The 19,273-nt window shown below is 30.0% G+C and carries 22 protein-coding genes; 5 read left to right on the top strand and 17 right to left on the bottom strand.

The genetic code is table 11. The features are described from left to right. Positions 1 to 238: 238 nt before the first annotated feature. Positions 239 to 469 carry a hypothetical protein gene (locus N2251_RS11495; protein ID WP_058884388.1) on the bottom strand — a complete coding sequence of 77 codons (231 nt, stop codon included), beginning with the start codon at positions 467 to 469 and terminating at the stop codon, positions 239 to 241. A 423-nt stretch (positions 470 to 892) separates the two neighbouring features. Between N2251_RS11495 and N2251_RS11490 the strand changes: the two genes are divergently transcribed. Next, entirely contained in the window at positions 893 to 1,501 is a 609-nt protein-coding gene (locus tag N2251_RS11490; protein WP_260586838.1) for a DUF1684 domain-containing protein, read from the top strand. A gap of 28 nt (positions 1,502 to 1,529) precedes the next feature. Here the strand turns inward: N2251_RS11490 and N2251_RS11485 are convergent, their stop codons facing one another. The 4 genes from N2251_RS11485 to N2251_RS11470 form a co-directional block, all read right to left on the bottom strand. Further along, the gene (locus tag N2251_RS11485) at positions 1,530 to 2,234 is read right to left on the bottom strand and encodes a crotonase/enoyl-CoA hydratase family protein (RefSeq protein ID WP_260586837.1); all 705 of its coding nucleotides are present in this window, start codon (positions 2,232 to 2,234) and stop codon (positions 1,530 to 1,532) included. A 3-nt stretch (positions 2,235 to 2,237) separates the two neighbouring features. Next, on the bottom strand, positions 2,238 to 2,609 hold the full coding sequence (crcB, locus tag N2251_RS11480) for a fluoride efflux transporter CrcB (protein ID WP_260586836.1): 372 nt from the start codon (positions 2,607 to 2,609) through the stop codon (positions 2,238 to 2,240). A gap of 64 nt (positions 2,610 to 2,673) precedes the next feature. After that, positions 2,674 to 3,651, bottom strand: coding sequence for a DoxX family protein (locus N2251_RS11475; RefSeq protein ID WP_260586835.1), 978 nt, complete (start codon positions 3,649 to 3,651; stop codon positions 2,674 to 2,676). Positions 3,652 to 3,667: 16 nt separating this feature from the next. After that, complete coding sequence (locus N2251_RS11470; protein ID WP_260586834.1) at positions 3,668 to 4,213, bottom strand: DUF1599 domain-containing protein; 546 nt, start codon at positions 4,211 to 4,213, stop codon at positions 3,668 to 3,670. Positions 4,214 to 4,293: 80 nt separating this feature from the next. Between N2251_RS11470 and folP the strand changes: the two genes are divergently transcribed. Next, positions 4,294 to 5,115 carry a dihydropteroate synthase gene (gene folP, locus N2251_RS11465; protein ID WP_260586898.1) on the top strand — a complete coding sequence of 274 codons (822 nt, stop codon included), beginning with the start codon at positions 4,294 to 4,296 and terminating at the stop codon, positions 5,113 to 5,115. Positions 5,116 to 5,149: 34 nt separating this feature from the next. Beyond that, positions 5,150 to 5,932, top strand: a complete 783-nt coding sequence (gene cdaA / locus N2251_RS11460; protein WP_260586833.1) for a diadenylate cyclase CdaA — start codon at positions 5,150 to 5,152, stop codon at positions 5,930 to 5,932. A gap of 47 nt (positions 5,933 to 5,979) precedes the next feature. Here cdaA and N2251_RS11455 read toward each other — a convergent pair whose 3' ends face one another. The 4 genes from N2251_RS11455 to truA form a co-directional block, all read right to left on the bottom strand. Beyond that, positions 5,980 to 6,426, bottom strand: a complete 447-nt coding sequence (locus tag N2251_RS11455; RefSeq protein ID WP_260586832.1) for a hypothetical protein — start codon at positions 6,424 to 6,426, stop codon at positions 5,980 to 5,982. A gap of 310 nt (positions 6,427 to 6,736) precedes the next feature. After that, positions 6,737 to 7,099, bottom strand: coding sequence for a hypothetical protein (locus N2251_RS11450; protein WP_260586831.1), 363 nt, complete (start codon positions 7,097 to 7,099; stop codon positions 6,737 to 6,739). Between the two features lie 79 nt (positions 7,100 to 7,178). Beyond that, positions 7,179 to 8,885: an ABC transporter ATP-binding protein gene (locus N2251_RS11445; protein WP_260586830.1), complete on the bottom strand. Its 1,707-nt coding sequence runs from the start codon at positions 8,883 to 8,885 to the stop codon at positions 7,179 to 7,181. Positions 8,886 to 8,935: 50 nt separating this feature from the next. Continuing rightward, a complete protein-coding gene (gene truA, locus N2251_RS11440) occupies positions 8,936 to 9,670 on the bottom strand; it encodes a tRNA pseudouridine(38-40) synthase TruA (RefSeq protein WP_260586829.1) in 735 nt (244 codons plus the stop codon). A 167-nt stretch (positions 9,671 to 9,837) separates the two neighbouring features. Between truA and N2251_RS11435 the strand changes: the two genes are divergently transcribed. After that, positions 9,838 to 10,332, top strand: a complete 495-nt coding sequence (locus N2251_RS11435; RefSeq protein ID WP_260586828.1) for a metallophosphoesterase family protein — start codon at positions 9,838 to 9,840, stop codon at positions 10,330 to 10,332. On the opposite strand, the gene N2251_RS11430 is transcribed toward N2251_RS11435, so the two are convergent. The 4 genes from N2251_RS11430 to N2251_RS11415 form a co-directional block, all read right to left on the bottom strand. Further along, positions 10,318 to 11,994 (bottom strand): tetratricopeptide repeat-containing sensor histidine kinase, encoded by a 1,677-nt coding sequence (locus N2251_RS11430; RefSeq protein ID WP_260586827.1) that lies wholly within the window; start codon positions 11,992 to 11,994, stop codon positions 10,318 to 10,320. The two genes, N2251_RS11435 and N2251_RS11430, sit on opposite strands and share 15 nt — an antisense overlap. 152 nt (positions 11,995 to 12,146) lie before the next feature. Next, on the bottom strand, positions 12,147 to 12,821 hold the full coding sequence (locus N2251_RS11425) for a hypothetical protein (RefSeq protein WP_260586826.1): 675 nt from the start codon (positions 12,819 to 12,821) through the stop codon (positions 12,147 to 12,149). A gap of 239 nt (positions 12,822 to 13,060) precedes the next feature. Then, complete coding sequence (locus N2251_RS11420; RefSeq protein WP_260586825.1) at positions 13,061 to 13,711, bottom strand: response regulator transcription factor; 651 nt, start codon at positions 13,709 to 13,711, stop codon at positions 13,061 to 13,063. 226 nt (positions 13,712 to 13,937) lie between these two features. Continuing rightward, complete coding sequence (locus N2251_RS11415; protein ID WP_260586824.1) at positions 13,938 to 14,375, bottom strand: DUF4293 domain-containing protein; 438 nt, start codon at positions 14,373 to 14,375, stop codon at positions 13,938 to 13,940. A 199-nt stretch (positions 14,376 to 14,574) separates the two neighbouring features. On the opposite strand from N2251_RS11415, the gene rho reads away from it, so the two are divergent. Next, on the top strand, positions 14,575 to 16,293 hold the full coding sequence (gene rho / locus N2251_RS11410) for a transcription termination factor Rho (RefSeq protein ID WP_260586823.1): 1,719 nt from the start codon (positions 14,575 to 14,577) through the stop codon (positions 16,291 to 16,293). A gap of 49 nt (positions 16,294 to 16,342) precedes the next feature. On the opposite strand, the gene N2251_RS11405 is transcribed toward rho, so the two are convergent. From N2251_RS11405 to N2251_RS11390, 4 genes are all read right to left on the bottom strand, one after another. After that, positions 16,343 to 16,891 carry a 5-formyltetrahydrofolate cyclo-ligase gene (locus N2251_RS11405; protein ID WP_260586822.1) on the bottom strand — a complete coding sequence of 183 codons (549 nt, stop codon included), beginning with the start codon at positions 16,889 to 16,891 and terminating at the stop codon, positions 16,343 to 16,345. A gap of 1 nt (position 16,892) precedes the next feature. Beyond that, a complete protein-coding gene (locus tag N2251_RS11400) occupies positions 16,893 to 17,258 on the bottom strand; it encodes an MmcQ/YjbR family DNA-binding protein (RefSeq protein WP_260586821.1) in 366 nt (121 codons plus the stop codon). Then, complete coding sequence (locus N2251_RS11395) at positions 17,259 to 17,870, bottom strand: DUF4230 domain-containing protein (RefSeq protein ID WP_260586820.1); 612 nt, start codon at positions 17,868 to 17,870, stop codon at positions 17,259 to 17,261. Positions 17,871 to 17,984: 114 nt separating this feature from the next. Then, complete coding sequence (locus N2251_RS11390) at positions 17,985 to 19,256, bottom strand: DUF4374 domain-containing protein (protein WP_260586819.1); 1,272 nt, start codon at positions 19,254 to 19,256, stop codon at positions 17,985 to 17,987. Positions 19,257 to 19,273: the final 17 nt, after the last annotated feature.

Here is a 19,273-nt window from a genome sequence, read left to right as displayed (position 1 = left end):
AAATTAGAAATGACACGTAAAGAGGGGTAGGATCTTTTTTTTTGGAATAGAATGACCATTTTTAGAAGAAAGAAATGGTCGTTTTTGAAAAAAGTAAACAAATAATAAAAAAAAAGTTCTAGCATTATACTAGAACTTTTATCAAGAATAAATAATATCAAGAATAATAAATTATGAAAATACCATTCTATATTGTTATAGTAAACGAATGAAAACATCGTTTATTGTTGTAATAAATTTAAGCAGTTAAAGGTTTCCCTTTTAATCGTTTTTCAATTCGTTGTTTTACAACTGTTAATCGCTTCATAGCATCCATTAGAGCACTATCTTTTGTCTCTTTATATACTTCGTTTATTTCAAGTATTAAAGACTTTACCTCTCTTGAAGCTAATATTCTATCACTAGTAGTAATAAATTTGAATTTTCTGTGTTCAAATTCGTCTGCTTTACTAATTAATTCTGAATTCATAAAATACTTACTTATATTAATTAAATTATCTTTTAGATTTTAGTCTGGTAATTGATCTTGTTTTACACAAAATAGTAAAATCATAAAGTAAAATCGGCGACAAATATATATTAATCTTTTTGTTAACCTATAATAAAACAATCAAATTGTTTTATTAATTTATAAATTTTCTTTATATAGTTGATTAAGGCATAATTCCCTCTTTTTTATCAATTATAGATATAATCTATTGAGTTAAATGTAATATTTTTTTATTAATATGTCAAGTTTATTAGTAGAATTTTAACAAAAAATATTTATTTAGAGCATAATATTCTGTTTGATTATCAAAAAAAGCGAATAATAAAGTGTTTTTAAAGGAAGAAAGTTACTTTTGTTTTAAAGTGATTTTATGATCACTATTGGTTTAAATGTATAAATTAAATGAAAAAATTTTTAGTCGTAGTTTTTATTATTGCGCTTCAGTCTTGTGTTACTGAAGGAAAAAGAAAAAACTTTGGAAATTCAGATTTTCAAAAAGAAATGAATGCTAAATTCAAAGATGCTTCTAAATCGCCTTTAACAAAAAAAGGATTGAAAAAATTTAAAGGATTAGATTTTTTTGCTTTGGATACTAAATATAAAGTAACTGCAAAATTAGTTAAAACACCTGATGCCCCTAAGTTTAATTTCCCTACAACAACTGATAGGGTTGTGACGTATGAAAAATACGGAATAGTTTCTTTTTCTATTGCTGATGAAGATTTTGAATTAGCTATTTATAAAGATGAGTATCCGAAGGCAGAATATAAAGATCACTTGTTTTTACCTTTTTTTGATAAAACGAACGGAAAATCCTCTTACGAAGGAGGGCGATTTATAGATGTTTTAATTACTGATGAAAATAGCAACGGAACAATTGTTATTGATTTTAACGAAGCATATAATCCTTATTGTGCATATAGTGATCGATATTCTTGCCCTATTACTCCAAGAGATAATTATTTAGATACAGAGATAAAAGCCGGAGTTATGGCATATAAAAAGCAATAAAAAAGCCTGCTAATAGCAGGCTTTTTTATTATTTAGTAGGTGGATGTAATCCATCTACAAGATCTTGTTTAATAGCTTCTTCTAACGAAGCTAAATAATTTTGTCTGACTTTTAATTTAGTAGCCGCATGTGCTTTTGGGTTTAGTGAAGCAAACATTTCGGCAATTTTAATAGCCGTTGGTAGTAAATGGCTTTCAGGAACAATTTTATCTAAAAATCCAGCTGTAACGGCATCTTTAGGATTGTAAATTTCTGAATTGTTTACACTGCGTTCAAAATAAACAGGTGTTAAACGACCTTTTGCTATTTCAATACCGGCATTATGCATGGTCATTCCTATCATTACTTCGTTTAATCCTATTTTAAAAGCACCTTCGGTACCTAATCTATAGTCAGTAGAAAGTAGTAAAAAGGCTCCTTTCGCAATAGCATGACCTGTACAGGCTGCAATAATTGGAAAAGGAAAAGATAACATTCTGTGTGACAGTTTAGATCCTTTGGTAACTAACTCTAATGCAGCTTCAGGTGAAGTTGTCATGCTTTTTAAATCATATCCGGCTGAAAACATACCTGGTTGACCAGTTAAAATAACAATCTTCTTTTCTTGTTCGGCTTTATCTAATAAAGAGTTTAAAGAGTCTATTACTTCGTGTGATATTGCATTTACTTTTCCGTTTGAAAGGGTAATAATTGCATATTTATCTGCTGATGTATATTGTACTGATTCGTTCATGGGTTAAATAAATTTAATGAGATATATTCCTGCGAAAACAGCTAAAAATCCTAGAACAAAACTAGCGATTGTGTATAAGGCAAAAGAAGTGAAGTCTCCAGATTTTAAAAATAGATGGTTCTCGTAAGCAAAGGTAGAAAAGGTTGTGAATCCGCCACAAAAACCTGTAGCTAGTAATAATGTATTACTTTGAGACATGGCTTCGTTTTTAGCTGCGAATCCTAAAATAAATCCGATAAGCAAGCTACCGATAATATTTGTGGTAAAGGTTCCGTAAGGAATTCCCGTTTGCGAGTTGTTTAAGAGTTTGCCAATAAGATATCTTAAAACACTACCCGTTCCTCCGCCTATAAAAACTAATAAAAGTTGTTTCATAACACTGCTAAAATAATAAAACCTCGCAAATTTTACGAGGTTTTAAAATGCTAAAGTTTTATTTTTATTTTAAGATTATGTCTTCGGCATCTGTCCAATTCCATTTTCCTACAATAATTCCTTTTTCAACCGTAACAATTCCTGGATTTGCTCTAATTACTGTTTTTAAGGCTGTTTCATCACAAAATCCGAAGGTGTATGGTAGGTTAAACTCTTTTTGAGAGGTAGCTAAATCTTCAATGTAAGAAGCTGTTAATACATAAATTTCATATCCTTTTGCTTTCGCTTTTGCTGCTGCTTTAGAGATTGCAGTTATTCCTTCTTTTTCTGTTTTATCAAAATTATACATTATAACAAGCATCGCTTTGTCTTTTGCTAACATTGTTTCTAATAGGTCACCTTCTTCATCAGTTTCAATCATAAAATCATGAATTGGTGGTACTTCATCACTGTCTTCTTGGTACTTCATTCCTTCAGCAATATCAGTTCCTATTGAATATGCTCTAAAATCGATAATTGGCAAATGATTTAATACATAATAGGTAATGAATAATGAGACAATTATTGTTCCGTATGTTTTTATAGCGCCTAATTTATCTGAAAGTAAAGGTTTGATATGTTTTAATCCGAAGATTAAAATAACAATAAAAACCATGAATATTACATTCTTGTAAAAAGTTTCTTTAGGAGTAAGTTTTAAGGCATCACCAAAACATCCGCAGTCTGTAACCTTGTTATAGGTGTAAGAGTACCATGTTAAGAATAGAAAAATTAAGTTAAGACCAAATATGCTCCATACCGTAAGTTTAGGTTTGTAGCCAACGATTAGCATTACCCCTAAAACTAATTCAGAGATAATTAATAGAATAGCAAAAGGTAAAGTATAAGGAATTAAGAATTCCATATTTAAAACATCTTCGCTAAAATATTCTTGAAATTTATATTGAGAACCAATTGGGTCTACTAATTTTACAAATCCTGAATAGATAAATAAAAGACCTACTAATATTCTTGAAATATGGGTTGAAATTTTTAAAATCATTTTTTGGGGTTTAAGTTTAACTATCTAACTCTGAGTGATGAATCAATGCAAAAATAGCATAATTAATCATATCTTGGTAATTTGCATCAATTCCTTCCGAAACTAAGGTTTTTCCTTGGTTGTCTTCAATTTGTTTTACGCGTAGTAATTTTTGAAGAATTAAATCTGTTAAAGATGAAATTCTCATATCTCGCCAGGCTTCTCCATAATCATGGTTTTTGTTTTCCATTAATTCTTTGGTGATTTTAAGATGTTTATCATACAAAGAAGTCGCTTTATCAGTATTTAAATCTGGCTGTTCTACAACACCTAGTTCTAATTGAATTAAAGCCATTATTGAGTAATTAATAATACCAATAAACTCTGGTTTTTCACCTTCGTCAACTTTACGTTCAGTATTTTCTTGTAACTGACGAATGCGTTGTGCTTTGATAAAAATTTGATCTGTTAATGAGGGAAGCCTTAAAATTCTCCAAGCACTACCATAGTCACTCATTTTTTTTATAAACAAGTTTCTGCATTCTTCAACTACGGCATCGTATTGTTTGGATGTATTCTGCATCTTTTTTATTTAAAAGTATTCGTTCAAAAATAGTAAATATTACAAGCTTTTCGTTTATTTTTACTTGGAAATTTATGAAGATGACGATTAATTGTAATGAAAAATTAATAGACCTCACTGCACCTAAAGTTATGGGGATTTTAAATGTTACTCCAGATTCTTTTTTTGATGGAGGAAGATACAAGGATGAAAGTGATATTTTGAAGCAAACAGAAAAGATGCTAAAGGAAGGTGCTACTTTTATTGATGTTGGTGCGTACTCATCAAGACCAGGGGCAAAACATATTTCAGAAACTGAAGAATTGCAAAGAATTGTACCTGTTGTTATGTTGTTGGTAAAGAATTTTCCGGATATTATTATTTCTGTAGATTCTTTTAGAAGTCGAGTAGTGGAAGATTCAATCAATGCTGGAGCAGCTTTGATTAATGATATTTCTGGAGGGAAAATGGATGAACAAATGTTTCGTACAATTGCAAAATTACAAGTGCCTTATATTATGATGCATATGCAAGGAACTCCGCAAAACATGCAATCAAGCCCAATTTATAAAGATATAATAACTGAAGTGATTTCGTTTTTTACAGCTCAATTGTTTAAGCTTCGTGAACTAAAAGTTAACGATGTTATTATTGATGTAGGTTTTGGGTTTGGAAAAACAACAGCACATAACTACGAATTATTAAACAAGTTGTCGTTATTTAAAAATCTAGAACTTCCTATTTTAACAGGAGTTTCAAGAAAATCAATGCTTTATAAATTGCTAGATATTTCACCTCAAAATGCATTAAATGCAACGACGGTAGCGAATACAGTTGCTTTATTGAACGGAACAAATATTTTAAGAGTTCACGATGTAAAAGAAGCTGTTGAAGCTGTTAAGATTGTATCGCAATTACGATAAAATGATTACTTTTACTAAAACTTCAAAATAATTAATGAATTTAGATTTTATCGATTTTTCGTTTCTTGATGTGCTAGACATTATTTTGGTAGCAGTATTATTGTATTATATATATAAATTGTTAAAGGGTACCGTTGCTATTAATATTGTGATAGGTATCGCTTTAATCTTTTTAATTTGGAAGATAACGCAGGCGCTCCATATGGAGATGGTGAGTGGTATTTTAGGATACTTATTATCTGGTGGAGTTATCGCTTTGATTATTGTTTTTCAACAAGAAATCAGAAAGTTTTTATTGATGATAGGAACTACTAACTTATCCACAAAAAAAGGTTTATTAAGTCAGTTGAAGTTTATGAAGACAGAAGTTAATTCAGAAATAGATATTGAAAAAATTTTAAAAGCATGCTCAAGTATGTCTAAAACCAGAACAGGAGCATTATTGGTTATAGAAAAGACCAATAACCTCGATTTTTTGATCAATACTGGTGATAAAATGAATGCGTTGTTAAATGAAGCTATTTTAGAAAGTATTTTTTATAAAAATAGTCCATTACATGATGGGGCTACTGTTATTCGAGATAATTATATTGTAGCAACTCGCGTTGTTTTACCAATTTCGGATAGTACTAAAATACCAGCTCGTTTTGGATTAAGGCACAGAGCAGCAATAGGAGTTACCGAAAGAACAGATGCTATTTGCTTATTGGTTTCAGAAGAAACAGGAGAAATATCTTATATAAATAATGGTGAATTCGTATTTTATAAAACACCAGAAGATTTATTTGTGAAATTACAAAAAGATTTAACTGCATAAAAAAAGCTCGCAATTGCGAGCTTTTTAATATTTATAAAAATCTAAAATTATTTAGCAGGAGCCATTTTAGATTGGATAGCAGTCATTACTTTACTAAATTTTACAGCGCTTTCAGCGTCTAAAGAAGCAGTAATTTTACTAGCTTTAGTTGCTAATTCAGCAGCTTTAGTTGCTAATTCAGTATTTTTTAAAACATCTCCTTTTGCATCGATATAAGATTTAGCATACTCAGAATAAGATTTTAAGTATTCTCCAACTTTAGGATCTTTAAATTCAGGAATTGTCACACCTTCTAGTGCAGATTTTACAGCTTCGGTAGCTTCTTCAACAGCAGCTTCAGTAGTTTCTACAGCTTTAGTTGTAGCTTCGGTAGCTTCTTCAGTTGCAGTTTCTACAGCCTCAACAGTTGCTTCTTTTGCTTCTTCTTTAGTGTTTTTACAAGAAGTTGCTAATAATGCACCAGCAACACACATAGTTAAAATTACTTTTTTCATTTTTTTATGATTTTAATTTTTGATTGATAAAGGCAAATGTATTATTTTGAGTGCTCTAAACAAACTATTTATGATAATATTTACGAAACTATTTTAGCGTTAAATTATTTTTCGTATAAATTGTTATAATAACCTTTCTCCTTTTAAAGAGAGATGCTAAGACTCTCTTGTTTGATAATTTTTATTTTGTAATTATATTGTGACAATTAGTATGGTTTTATAGCTGCTAGATAAAAAAAATAGCCACCTTGTTTCAGGCGGCTATTGACTTTATGAAAATAAAGAAGTTTTTTTAATAAGAAAACTAAAATTATGTAGTTGGGAATGATGCCAATTTAGCATATATAACCTTCATTATAGCATGAAATTTTTTAGAATCAGGAGTACCTAACTTACCTAATATTTCATTTCTATCAGAGCTTAATTTGCGAAGTCCTTGCATGAATTCATTATTTCTTAAAACTTTACCTTTGTTTTTAATATAAAATTCGGCGTAAGCATTGTATTTTGTTAGGTATTCGGTAGCTAATGGGTTACTGAAATCTGAAATACCTTTTATAGCGCCTGAAGATTTTACATTAGTCTTAGCTGTGGTTATTGTTTTATTGGTGTTTTGAGAAGAAGCTGCTAATGAAGCTACTACAAAGCACAAGGTTAAAATTAATTTCTTCATGTTTTTTTAAGTTTATATTTATACTACAAGTATATAAGGATGCGTATAAAATTCACTAATTTAGTTTCCAGATGAAGTATTAATCTTTCCGAAATTGCTTATCGTAGAGGTTTTTATAGTGCCCATTTTCCTTTTGAAGCAACTGGTTATGATTTCCTTGTTCAACGATTATTCCTTTATCCATAACAATGATAGTATCCGCTTTTTTTATAGTCGCTAATCGATGCGCAATTATTATAGAGGTTCTTTTTTTTGTAATTTCATCCGTAGCGTGTTGAATCATTTGTTCTGAATGAGAATCAACAGAAGAGGTAGCTTCATCTAAAATTAAAATACTAGGTTTACTTACATATGCACGTAAAAAAGCGATTAATTGTCGTTGGCCAGAAGAAAGCATTGCTCCACGTTCTTTAACGTTATAAGCATAATTATTAGGCAGGGTCATTATAAAATCATGAATTCCAATTTGTTTAGCGGCTTGTTTAACTTCTTCTAATGAAATATTTTGATGTTTTAATGAAATGTTATTAAAAATAGTATCAGAAAATAAAAATACATCTTGTAATACGACAGCAACTTTTTCACGCAAAGAGTTGATTTCATAATCTTCAACAAGAACATCATCAAGATAAATAGCACCGCTATCTATTTCATAAAAACGATTTATTAAATTTATAATAGTCGATTTTCCAGCACCTGTAGCTCCAACAATAGCAATTGTTTCACCTTTTTTAACATTAAAACTAATGCCTTTTAAAACCTCTTCTCCTTTAATATAACTAAAACGAACCTCTTTAAAATTGATGTTTCCTTGCAAAGAATCTGTAGTTATTGTACCGCTTTTAGTAATAGAGCTTTCTGTGTCAATTACGTTAAATACACGTTCACCAGCTACAATTCCCATTTGTAATTGGTTAAATTTATCTGCTATTTGACGAAGTGGTCTAAATAACATTTGAGACATTTTTATAAAACCAATAATAGCACCAACAGTTACTGCATTGTCCTCAACAACTTGAAGACCTCCAAACCATACAATTAATCCGATGGCAATAGATGATAATATTTCAGCAATTGGAAAAAATATCGAATAATACCAAACTGTTTTTACATGTGCTTTTTTATGTTTTTCGTTGATACCAACAAAATTTTGATATTCAATTTTTTCACGATTAAAAAGTTGCACAATTTTCATTCCCGTAACTCTTTCTTGAACAAATCCGTTAAGGTTTGCTACTTGGTTACGAACATCTTGAAAAGTAGATTTTATAGCTATTTGAAAAATTTTTGTAGCATAAATTAAAACTGGTAAGGTTGCCAATGCGATAATGGCTAACTTCCAATTGGTGTAAAGCATTACAATTATAACGATGATCATTTTTAAAACATCACTTATAATCATAAAAACACCTTGCGTAAAAAAGTTAGCAATTGTTTCGATGTCTGAAACAACTCTGGTAACTAATTTACCTACAGATGAATTATTAAAATAACTCATTTTAAAAGCTAAAATCTTTCGAAATGTTTTAGTTCTGATGTCTCTAATAATATGCTGCCCAACCCAATTAGCGTTGTATATAAAACTAAATTGAAAGATTACTTGCACTAGTAAAACAGCTAACATTGCTATCGTATAATATAATAGTCTTGTTAAGTCTTTATGCGCTACAAAATCATCGATAGCTGTCATTAAAATAACAGGACTAATTACGGCAAAGACAGCCAATAGTATTGTTGATGTTGCTGCTATAATAAATCGTACACGGTACAGTTTTGCAAAACTCATAAGTCTTACAAAAATTTTAATATCGAATGCTTTTCCTGTCGTTTTGCTCACTATATATAGTCGTATGCTACTTTTGTTAAAAATAATCCTTTTGCGGGTACCGATGTTCCTGCGTTACTTCTGTTTTTACTTTCTATAATTTTTTTAAAATCATCAATAGTAGTTTTTCCAGTTCCAATATCAATTAGAGTACCAACAATTGCTCGCACCATGTTTCTTAAAAAACGATTTGCACTAATATGAAAAGTTAATTCATTATCATTTAAAATCCATAAAGCATTCGTTACTTTACAGTTAAAAGTATGAACACCTGTTTTTACTTTCGAAAAACATTCAAAATCTTCATATTCATATAAAATAACGGCTGCTTGGTTCATTAAATCGATATTTAATTGTTGATTGTATAGTTGCCAAGAAGTGTCTAGCGAAAATGGATTTCTACCAAGCCAAATCTTATATTCATAACTTCTACTGCTTGCATCGAAACGAACATGTGCATCGTCATGAACCAGTTTAGTATTATATATTACAATATCGTCGGGCAAGATAGCATTTAATCTAAACGCAAAGTTTTCAGCTAAAACAATATCCGTATCAAAATGTGCAAACATTTGTGATGCATGTACACCAGCATCTGTTCTGCCAGCACCTGTAATAACTATTTTTTGTCTTAAAACAGTACTAATAGCGTCGTTTATTTTTTCTTGTATAGAAATTGCATCAGGTTGTATTTGCCAACCATGATAATTTTTTCCTTTGTACGCTAGTTCAATAAAATACCTCAAAAATGATGAAATTTAAATGGCTAAATTATGAAATAATAGATTGAGTTGCTGTGGCTATTCAAAGAAATATGTTTTTGTTAGATAATAAAATACAAAAGTTACTTTTAAAATCTAGAATATAAATATTAGCGCCTATTTTGTATAGACTATTTATTAGCTTTGTGTTGATGAAAAAAATACTGCTCCTTTCCGATACACACAGTTATATTGACGATCAAATATTAAAGTTTGTAAAACAAGCTGATGAGGTTTGGCATGCTGGTGATATTGGTGATTTAAAGGTTACGGATACTTTAAAAAAACACAAACCTTTGCGTGCAGTTTATGGTAATATTGATGATAATGATGCTAGGGCAGAATTTCCGTTAGATAATAAATTTATAGTTGAAGGGGTTTCTGTTTGGATTACGCATATAGGCGGATATCCGAATGCATATAAACCAAGAGTAAGGGAAGGGTTGAAAGCCTGTTCTCCAAAAATATTTATTAGTGGGCATTCACATATTTTAAAAGTACAATATGATGAGAAATTTAAACTACTACACTTAAATCCTGGCGCAGCAGGAAAACATGGTTTTCACAAAGTAAGAACAATGCTTCGTTTTGAATTAAATAAAGGCGAAATTACCAATATGGAAGTTATAGAATTAGCTCACCGATGATAGTTTAAAAGGTTTTTGTTGTTGAATAGGAATTGTTATCGAGATTTTCGTTCCTTTATTTGTTGCTGAATTGATAGATAGCTTCCCGTTCATCATTTCTAATCGAGCTTCTATTTGATTTAAGCCAATACCTGTATTTTTAATAGCGGTAGCTGAGGTATTAAAGCCGATGCCGTTGTCATTAACAAGAATAGTTAATTTATTTTTTTCTTGTTTTATAATTATTTGAGCAAGGCTAGCTTTACTATGTTTTAAGATGTTATTAGCAAGCTCTTGAATAATATTAAATATTTTTATTTCAAATTCCTGATTGTACCTATTTATATTCTGAGCAGAAATTTCAAATTTCAATTGACTGTTTGAATATTTTTTCACGACATCTTTTAATGCGTATTCTAAACCAAATTTTAATAAAATAGATGAAATAAGGTTGTGAGATAAATCACGAACTTTTTGTGAAGCTTCTAATATTATAGCTTGTGTCTTTTCTATTTCTTGAGGAGCATTGTTGCTAAACTGTTTTTTTGTGGCACTTAAATGCATGTTTGCAGATGATAGTAGTGCGCTAACATTGTCATGCAAAATTTCTGCGATCTGTTTTCGTTCAGATTCTTTAGCATCTATAGTGGCATTCAGTATTTTTGTATGCGTATCTGATTTTAGCTTTTCAAGACTTTGTTGTTGTTTTAAATTGTTTTCAGATAGTTTTAACTGTAGGTTTTTTTGACGTAATTTATAATTATAAACCACAACCCCAGAGATTATAATTACTAATAAACTTAAAGCACCAAACAATAAACTAGTTTTACTGTCTTGCGTTTCTGCTAGTTTTCTCTGTTCTGTTACTAAGTTTATTTTTTGTTGTTCTAAATTTTCTTTGTGTTTTACGGTTACTTCTTCAATTATTCTTCGAACTTCTTTTTCTCTTTGGTTGTCTTCTATCTCATATGATAACTCTTGATAATCATAGGCTTTATAATCTTTTAAGTTCCTCATCGCCCAAGCCAAATTATAATAGAGGTTAGCTTTAAATCTAACTGAATTTGGGCTATTGTCATTTTTTATTAAATCAATACCTTGTAAATAAATGTTTTTAGCTTGTTTAAATTTTTTTTGAGATAGATATATGTTTCCCAGATTATTTAATGAGTTAGCTTGGTTTACTTTATCTTTTCTTAAAGAATGAATATTCATAGCTTGTAAGGCGTACTCTTTAGCTTTTTCGAAAAGAGAATCACGCTCAAAAATTCCAGATAGGTTTGTGTAAGTTGAAGCTTTATGTTTTAAAATAACTGGATTAAAGGAGTTTAATTTTTCTACTTTGGTATAATAAAAAACAGCACTATCATTTAGTGTTAACTTCTGATAAGCACTACCGATTCTTAAGTTAATTTTACTAACTTCAATAATGTTTTTAATATTATTTTTTTGTTTTTTTTCGAGTCCTTTTAATTTTAATATTTGCAAAGAGTTTTTGTAATAAAACAAGGCGTTTTGATAATTTTTTGTTTTATTGTAAATATCAGCAATCAATAAAGAAAACAAATACTTATTTTCTTTTGATATTGAAAGTTCATATTCTTTAAGAGCTTCTTTTAATGTTTCGAAATATTCCTTTTTTTTATATTTTTTATATAAAATAGAATATTTTCTTTGTGACAAAGAATCTTTATTTGTAGCTCTTGAAGTTTTATTTTGGGTAAATACAATCTGTTCCTCTTTTTTGTTGAATTGAGAAGATTGTATACTGTGTACGGTAAAAAAACTATATATACATAACAAAAAACAATAACTCTTAACTTTTCTTAAATCCATTAAAGAAGTTCTTCTCCATTTACAATAATAATTCTTGGTTTTCTTGGCAGTACAATTTCATCTAATCTCCCTGAGTATTTATAATTTATGAAATCTAATTTAAGTAATCCTATAGTAGAAGCATTTATAGTTCTCGAAAAGTCTTTCTGTTTAGCTGTACCATTAGATAAATGTACTTCATAAGTTTCGATGTCTTCATTATAAATAAAATCAGTAGCTACATTGTCGTTTACTTTAAAGTTAAGTAAGAACGTACCGTCTTCATTTTTTGTAATGCTATATGAGTTTAAAAACTCGGTAATACCACCTTTAGCAAAGGTAATGTTTTCATCTTCAACAGATATTTGTGTGCGTTTCCCTTTGTTGGCTTCTAAAAAACCAATTTTTAACTCTTCATTTTCAATGCTAAAATCATTACTGTGCTTCGTTGTTGTTTTGTGCTTAGCTTCAGATAAAATGATTTCGTTTGATTTGTCAATATTTTTAACGGCCGTTACAGCTGTGTTATCTGTTGTATTAAAATCGATAGAATAGGCTCCGCTAGCATCTCTTTTAAGAGTATACGATTGTAATAAATTTTCTTTAGGGATGTTGTCTAATTCTTCATTTTCATTAGAAGAACATGATGCAAAAACTAAACTGATAGCTAATAAAATAGGAGTAAATTTATTCATGGTTTATTATTTAAGTTATTTTAAGATTTAAAATAGCGATATACATAAAATAGAAATGTCGGGGGACATTTTAAAGTTATGGGAAATGAAAATAAGGGGTTTCTATTTTGCACATCGCTATAATTTCATTGTTTTTTTATATGGTAGTTATTAGCGATGTACTTTTTTATAATGTATAGATTGTGGGGGAACATTTTCTTTGTTAGGGGGGGTAGCTAAAGAAAACAATTTGAAGGGTTCTATACTATATTATTTTTCACAGCGTACATCGCTAAACCTACTACGTTTTTTACTTTTAATTTTTTATATAAACTTTTACGATATGTTTCAACCGTTTTAATACTTACCAATAATAGCTCTGCTATTTCTATAGAACTTTTTTCTAAAGCAATTAACTTTAATACTTCAATTTCTCTTTCATTTAAATCAGAATTGCTCAAATCAGGTTCTTCAACTGTAGCTTCTGTTACGTATAATTCTAATAATCTACTTTTAACATCATCACTAAAATATTGTACTCCGTTGTGAACGCTTCTAATGGCATCAATAATGTGGTCACTTGCACAACTTTTGTCGACAAAACCATTTGCTCCTAACTGTACCATTTCTTGTACTAGTTTTGGTTCACTTAAACTAGAAAGGATTATCGTTTTTATTTTTCTATTACGTTTTTTAAACGTTTTTAAAACATCAATCCCATCTATTTCAGGCATATTAATATCTAAAACTAAAACGTCAGCTTTGTTTTTAGCAGACCAATCTATTACTTGTTTACCAGTTAAAGAGAAGCCTTCTATTTCAAAGTCATCTTCAGTATTTAATAGGGCGATAACTCCATCTATTAAGATTTTGTGATCATCGGCTATGTGAACTTTTATCTTGTGTTCCATCGTTGTTACGTTTACAAATCTATAGTATAAAAATAATGTGTACAATACCCAATAACCCTAATCGTGACTTAGGGTTAACCCTATTTGACTTAGGGTTAACCCTATTTTTGTTAACATTTCTTTAACATTTTGGTTCTGGAGGGCGCATAAATAGGTACTTTACAAAAATAGAAAACCGAGATAAGAATCTCGGTTTTTTCGCACTAAATATACTAAGATGTTAGGTTTATCGTAATCTATCTACAGATTTTACAAGATCTTCATCCTTTTTAATTGCTTTATTCGCTAAAACTAACAGCAAAATAACAATAATAGGAAAAAGCATCCCAATACCTTTCTCAGAAACCGAAGCTTCTCCAGATAATGTTTGTGACAGATATATCAACACGCCTAATAAAAAAAGGTTTATCAATATGTTTAAACGCCCTAAGACAAATTGTAACTGACGATTTTTAAATAAAAATAAGGTTACAATAGATAATAAAGCTGAAGTGAAAAATGATACTGGAATTATTTTTTCTAAAAGAGAACCCCCCGAAAATAAATCTACTATATATATAGGTAAGTTGTTTTGTGAATTTGTCCAAAGACTAAAAACAGTAGTTAACCCTGCAGAAATAATTCCTGCAATTAATAAATATATAGATTGTTTTCTTTGTATCATGTTTTTTATTGGATAGCAAATGTAATATTTCTTTTTTAAAGAAGAAATATTACAAGTTAAAATATTTGTATATATTTGTCGTATAAGTAACTGCACAAGTAATAATTATATAGCCCCTATATAATTGCAATCAAATAAAACTTAATACAATCAAATTCTTTTTTCATAAAGAATTATATATAACTTAATTATTTTACGAATGTTCGAGATTTCGGAATTAAAAACTAAAAAATTAATAGACTTACAGGTAATTGCCAAAACGATTGGTTTAAAAAAAATAAGTCAGTTAAAAAAATTAGATTTAGTTTATAAAATTTTAGATGCACAAGCAGAAACTAGTGCGAATGTAGCTAAGCCTGTGGAGGAAAAACCTAAAAGAAGAAGAATAGAAAAATCAGAAGAAACCCCGAAACAATCAAAAGAAAAGATTGTTGAAAAAGTTGAGGTTAACGCTAAAGATAAAAAAAAGGAAACTGTTAAAAAGCCTTTAGAAAAAAAGGCTATTATTAGTAAAGAAGTTGTAGAGAAGACTGAGGTTAAAGACCAAGGTGTATCAGAAAAACAACAACCTGTTGAAGTGGTAAAGCCAGTTCCGAGACCGAGACCAAGGCCAAGAGCAGAGGTAGAGGCTAGTAAAAAGGCATCTAGATCAGGGCAACAAACGGAAGTGAAAAAACAAGCGACACCGACACCAAGACCAAGAGCACAGGTAGAAGCAAGCAAGAAACCACAACATAAAAATCAGAATGCTAAAAAATCACATAATAAAAGTGGAAATAAGTATAGAGATCCTGATTTTGAGTTTGATGGAATTATAGAAAGTGAGGGGGTGTTAGAAATGATGCCAGATGGTTATGGGTTCTTACGTTCATCTGATTATAATTATTTATCATCACCTGATGATATTTATGTTTCGCAATCACAAATAAAATTATTCGGATTAAAAACCGGAGATACTGTTTTAGGTAATGTACGTCCGCCAAAAGAAGGTGAAAAGTATTTTCCTTTAATTAGAGTATCAAAAATAAATGGATTAAATCCTAATATTGTTCGTGATCGTGTGTCTTTTGAGCACTTAACGCCCTTATTTTCTGAAGAGAAATTTAACTTAGCAGAAAGAGGAAGTTCATTATCTACAAGAATTATCGATATATTTTCTCCAATAGGTAAAGGGCAACGTGGTATGATTGTATCACAGCCAAAAACTGGTAAAACAATGTTATTAAAGGATGTTGCCAATGCAATTGCAGCAAATCACCCTGAAGTATATCAAATTGTTTTATTGATTGATGAAAGACCAGAAGAGGTTACCGATATGAAGCGTAATGTACGTGGAGAGGTAGTTGCTTCTACTTTTGATGAGCCTGCGGATAAGCATGTTCGTGTTGCAAATATCGTTTTAGAAAAAGCAAAACGTTTGGTAGAATGTGGGCACGATGTGGTAATTTTATTAGATTCAATTACACGTTTAGCAAGAGCTTATAACACTGTTGCACCTGCTTCAGGTAAAATATTATCTGGTGGTATCGATGCAAATGCATTACATAAACCAAAACGTTTCTTTGGTGCGGCTCGTAATATTGAAAACGGTGGTTCCTTAACAATTATAGCTACAGCACTTACGGAAACTGGTTCGAAAATGGATGAGGTTATCTTTGAAGAATTTAAAGGAACTGGTAATATGGAATTACAGTTAGATCGTAATATTTCTAATCGTAGAATTTATCCAGCAATTGATTTAATTAAATCAAGTACGCGTCGTGATGATTTATTATTAGACGAGAAAACAGTACAACGCATGTGGGTATTACGTAAATATTTAGCAGATATGAATCCTGTTGAAGCAATGACGTTTATTAATGATAGAATTAGAGTTTCTAAAAATAATGAAGAGTTTTTAATTTCTATGAACGGATAGTTCACTGAAATATAATTTATAAAAAATCCCGCTGCAAAGCGGGATTTTTCTATTTAGGAACAATAATTTGATGTAAAGGAACGTCAAATGTATGCGTATCTTCTATTTTTTGTATTGGAGGAAAAAAATTAAGACCAATCGTTTTGGTGTCTTTTCTGCAGTCGGCTAAAAACCGATCATAAAATCCTTTTCCGTAGCCAACTCGGTAGTTTTTTTTATCAGAAATTAGCATAGGCACAAATACTAAGTCGATTTTTGTTACCGCAACTTCTTCTGCATTTATTGGTTCGGGAACCCCAAATTTATTTAGAGCAATTTTAGAGTCTTCTTTTAAATAAAAATGAGAAAGTGAATCGTCTTTAAAATTACATTGACTAACAATAATTTTTTTATCCTTTTTTCTGAAGAAATCAATAATTGGTCGTGTATCTATTTCATTGAATTTTTGCATTGATAAAAACAAATGAACATTATTGATGTCGTTAAAATCTAAATCGAAAATTTGCTGATATATGCTTTCTTGAAACTTTGTTTTTTCAAGCTCAGTTAATTCTTTTCTCTTTTGTTTATATATTTTTCTAAGATCAGCTTTTAGCATTTTACATTGATTTTAATTCTTTGCGTAATTTTTTTGTTAATCCACTTACAATTAAATCATAAGAATGATCGATCAATTGAAAGGCAAGTTCATCAGAAACATCATTATTTAAAGTAATTGTATTCCAGTGTTTTTTATTCATATGCCACCCAGGATTGATGCTCTCATATTCAGCTCTTAATTCTAAAGCACGCTCAGGATTACATTTTAAGTTGATTTTTGCTTCGCCTTTTTCCCAAGCATCTAATCGGCTTAAAGCAAACATTTTATTCATTACTTTAAAAACTAAAGTAACATCATCAAAAGGAAAATGTTCTGTGACTCCTTTTTTAGTAATACAATAATCTCTAAGCTGTTCTATATGCATTTATTTTGATAGGTTTTGAGATGGTTGAGGTAACTCTAATGTAGAATAATCTAATTTCCACCCGATTGTTTCTACTAAGTTTTCCATTAAAGAAATAGCTTCTAATGCTTCTTTGTTGGCGGTTTGCATTAGGTTACTTTCGGGTATTTTTTGAAGAATATGTTCTTTAGCTTCTTTATTTACTTCAGTTAAATCATCTGAGTTAAACTTATTTAATAATCCGTTTTGAATATCATAAAAACGTAAGTTTGGTTCTACAGAAAAAATTTCGGGTTGCGGAAATTCAGATAAAACTAATGCTTTGTTTTTGTTATCGGTATGCATTTTTATCTTTCTAAAATCGAAGCCAATATGTACTTTAGCGTTAATTAAAATAATTGCCTTTTTTTTACTAGAAAATAATCCTAAAAACTTCTCTTTAGTATTTTCATGGTGATAAATCTCGGCGAATTCACCTTCAATAGTAATTAATTTAGATACTTTTTTAATTTTATCTAGCAAAATAACAGACTGTTTCTCTGTTAAGCTTCTTTTGCTTGCAAACGAGAATTTAAGAAAAATAAAATAAGAGATAATCGCACCACCTACTAAGCCTAAAAAAAGTAATTCCATAAACACGAATTTACATAAAATATAGTAGAGAGAGAAGTGGTTTTTGTGGATAAAGTAAAAAGGCTTAAGAATTATCTTAAGCCTTTTTATAGGGGGAAGGAGTTTAATTATTAATTAATACACACCTAAATAAAACGAGTCTGCACCATTATCAAGCTCAGCACCTTTTGTAAAGCCATTGGCAGATGTATTACTTGGGTCGAAACTATAAATATTTCCTTTTTCACCAAGTGGTGCAATAGCCATATGAAATTTACCATCTTTTCCTAAAACGCCAGATTGGTAATACCACATCCATAGGTTGGTAGGAACATTTAATTTAACAGCAGTTTTGTTGTATAAATCAATTCTGGTTACTCCCCATGGAGTTGTTTTAGCATTTCCTTTACCAACAGAAGCGTCATAATAAGGAGCGTAAGCAATTCCATTACCAACATAATACCATCCGTTTGCACCAACTTGAGTCATTCCTAAAGCGGTAGATAAATCTATTTGATATGAATTATCATAAGCGCCATTTTTAATGCGCACTAACTTTGCAGGATTAGAAGTTAAATGATAAATATCGCCATTTTCATCTACGTGATACACAGGTGCTCTATATCCATAAGTAGAGCCTTTAGCTACTTCAGATTCTAATAAAACAGGATTTTTTAAAGAAGGGTAGTCTACAACTAATGTTGTAGCTTTGTAATCATCAGTTCTAACATTTTCATCTGTATTTGGGTCGTAACCTCTTTTAGCAACACCATAGTAAGCTTTACCTCCTTGAATTGTTGGGTTGTCTATTCTCCATATATGTAAATTGTCATCCGTTCTTGGTATTGCAACTTCTGCGTTTTCTGCTAAAGATAAATCAGTTAAGTCAATTCTTTGTAATACCGCTTTAGCTTCAGTATAGGTATATACATCATCTGCGTAAATTTTTTCTGTATTTATGGTATGTACTAAAGCATCATTTTCATTAAGAACTTTCCATCTAGGATATGCAGTTCCCATAGCAATTTGAACATTTGTTTCATCTAATAACGTATAGTTTGATGCTCCGTTTATTTTATATTTATAAAGCATACCACCACCGTAACTTAAGTTGTAGAGGAATTTTCCAGAAGGAGAACCGTAAATTCGGGCAGTTCGTACAGAGGGAACTTCAAAACCTTCTCCTTTAAAAGAAATAGCACCGTCTTTTAAATTTGGAAAAGCTTGTACGAAAGTAGCTGAATTTCCTGTAGATCCTACTCCAAAGGCAACGTTATAAAATTCTTGATTTCCTGTAGGTAATTTATCTTCTACATGGTCATTAGAGTCGCAACTTATAAATATTGTGCTTGCTATTGTAGCTGTTAATAACAGCGATTTACTTATTGATAATAAATTTGTTTTCATGATAGTATTTATAATTA

It is taken from the genome of Tenacibaculum haliotis (genome assembly GCF_025215075.1).
In the GTDB taxonomy this organism is placed as follows: Bacteria; Bacteroidota; Bacteroidia; order Flavobacteriales; family Flavobacteriaceae; genus Polaribacter; species Polaribacter haliotis_B.
Note: the sequence above shows the minus strand (reverse complement) of the source record. Positions and strands in the feature narration are given on the sequence as shown.

Coding starts and splice junctions, on each gene's coding strand:
- N2251_RS11435 (WP_260586828.1), top strand. CDS start 9,838: ATGAAAAAAATACTGCTCCTTTCCGATACACACAGTTATATTGACGAT.
- N2251_RS11445 (WP_260586830.1), bottom strand. CDS start 8,885: ATGAGTTTTGCAAAACTGTACCGTGTACGATTTATTATAGCAGCAACA.
- N2251_RS11450 (WP_260586831.1), bottom strand. CDS start 7,099: ATGAAGAAATTAATTTTAACCTTGTGCTTTGTAGTAGCTTCATTAGCA.
- N2251_RS11475 (WP_260586835.1), bottom strand. CDS start 3,651: ATGATTTTAAAAATTTCAACCCATATTTCAAGAATATTAGTAGGTCTT.
- N2251_RS11425 (WP_260586826.1), bottom strand. CDS start 12,821: ATGAATAAATTTACTCCTATTTTATTAGCTATCAGTTTAGTTTTTGCA.
- N2251_RS11485 (WP_260586837.1), bottom strand. CDS start 2,234: ATGAACGAATCAGTACAATATACATCAGCAGATAAATATGCAATTATT.
- N2251_RS11390 (WP_260586819.1), bottom strand. CDS start 19,256: ATGAAAACAAATTTATTATCAATAAGTAAATCGCTGTTATTAACAGCT.
- N2251_RS11405 (WP_260586822.1), bottom strand. CDS start 16,891: ATGCTAAAAGCTGATCTTAGAAAAATATATAAACAAAAGAGAAAAGAA.
- cdaA (WP_260586833.1), top strand. CDS start 5,150: ATGAATTTAGATTTTATCGATTTTTCGTTTCTTGATGTGCTAGACATT.
- N2251_RS11415 (WP_260586824.1), bottom strand. CDS start 14,375: ATGATACAAAGAAAACAATCTATATATTTATTAATTGCAGGAATTATT.
- N2251_RS11455 (WP_260586832.1), bottom strand. CDS start 6,426: ATGAAAAAAGTAATTTTAACTATGTGTGTTGCTGGTGCATTATTAGCA.
- N2251_RS11420 (WP_260586825.1), bottom strand. CDS start 13,711: ATGGAACACAAGATAAAAGTTCACATAGCCGATGATCACAAAATCTTA.
- N2251_RS11495 (WP_058884388.1), bottom strand. CDS start 469: ATGAATTCAGAATTAATTAGTAAAGCAGACGAATTTGAACACAGAAAA.
- N2251_RS11395 (WP_260586820.1), bottom strand. CDS start 17,870: ATGGAATTACTTTTTTTAGGCTTAGTAGGTGGTGCGATTATCTCTTAT.
- N2251_RS11400 (WP_260586821.1), bottom strand. CDS start 17,258: ATGCATATAGAACAGCTTAGAGATTATTGTATTACTAAAAAAGGAGTC.
- folP (WP_260586898.1), top strand. CDS start 4,294: ATGACGATTAATTGTAATGAAAAATTAATAGACCTCACTGCACCTAAA.
- N2251_RS11470 (WP_260586834.1), bottom strand. CDS start 4,213: ATGCAGAATACATCCAAACAATACGATGCCGTAGTTGAAGAATGCAGA.
- rho (WP_260586823.1), top strand. CDS start 14,575: ATGTTCGAGATTTCGGAATTAAAAACTAAAAAATTAATAGACTTACAG.
- N2251_RS11490 (WP_260586838.1), top strand. CDS start 893: ATGAAAAAATTTTTAGTCGTAGTTTTTATTATTGCGCTTCAGTCTTGT.
- crcB (WP_260586836.1), bottom strand. CDS start 2,609: ATGAAACAACTTTTATTAGTTTTTATAGGCGGAGGAACGGGTAGTGTT.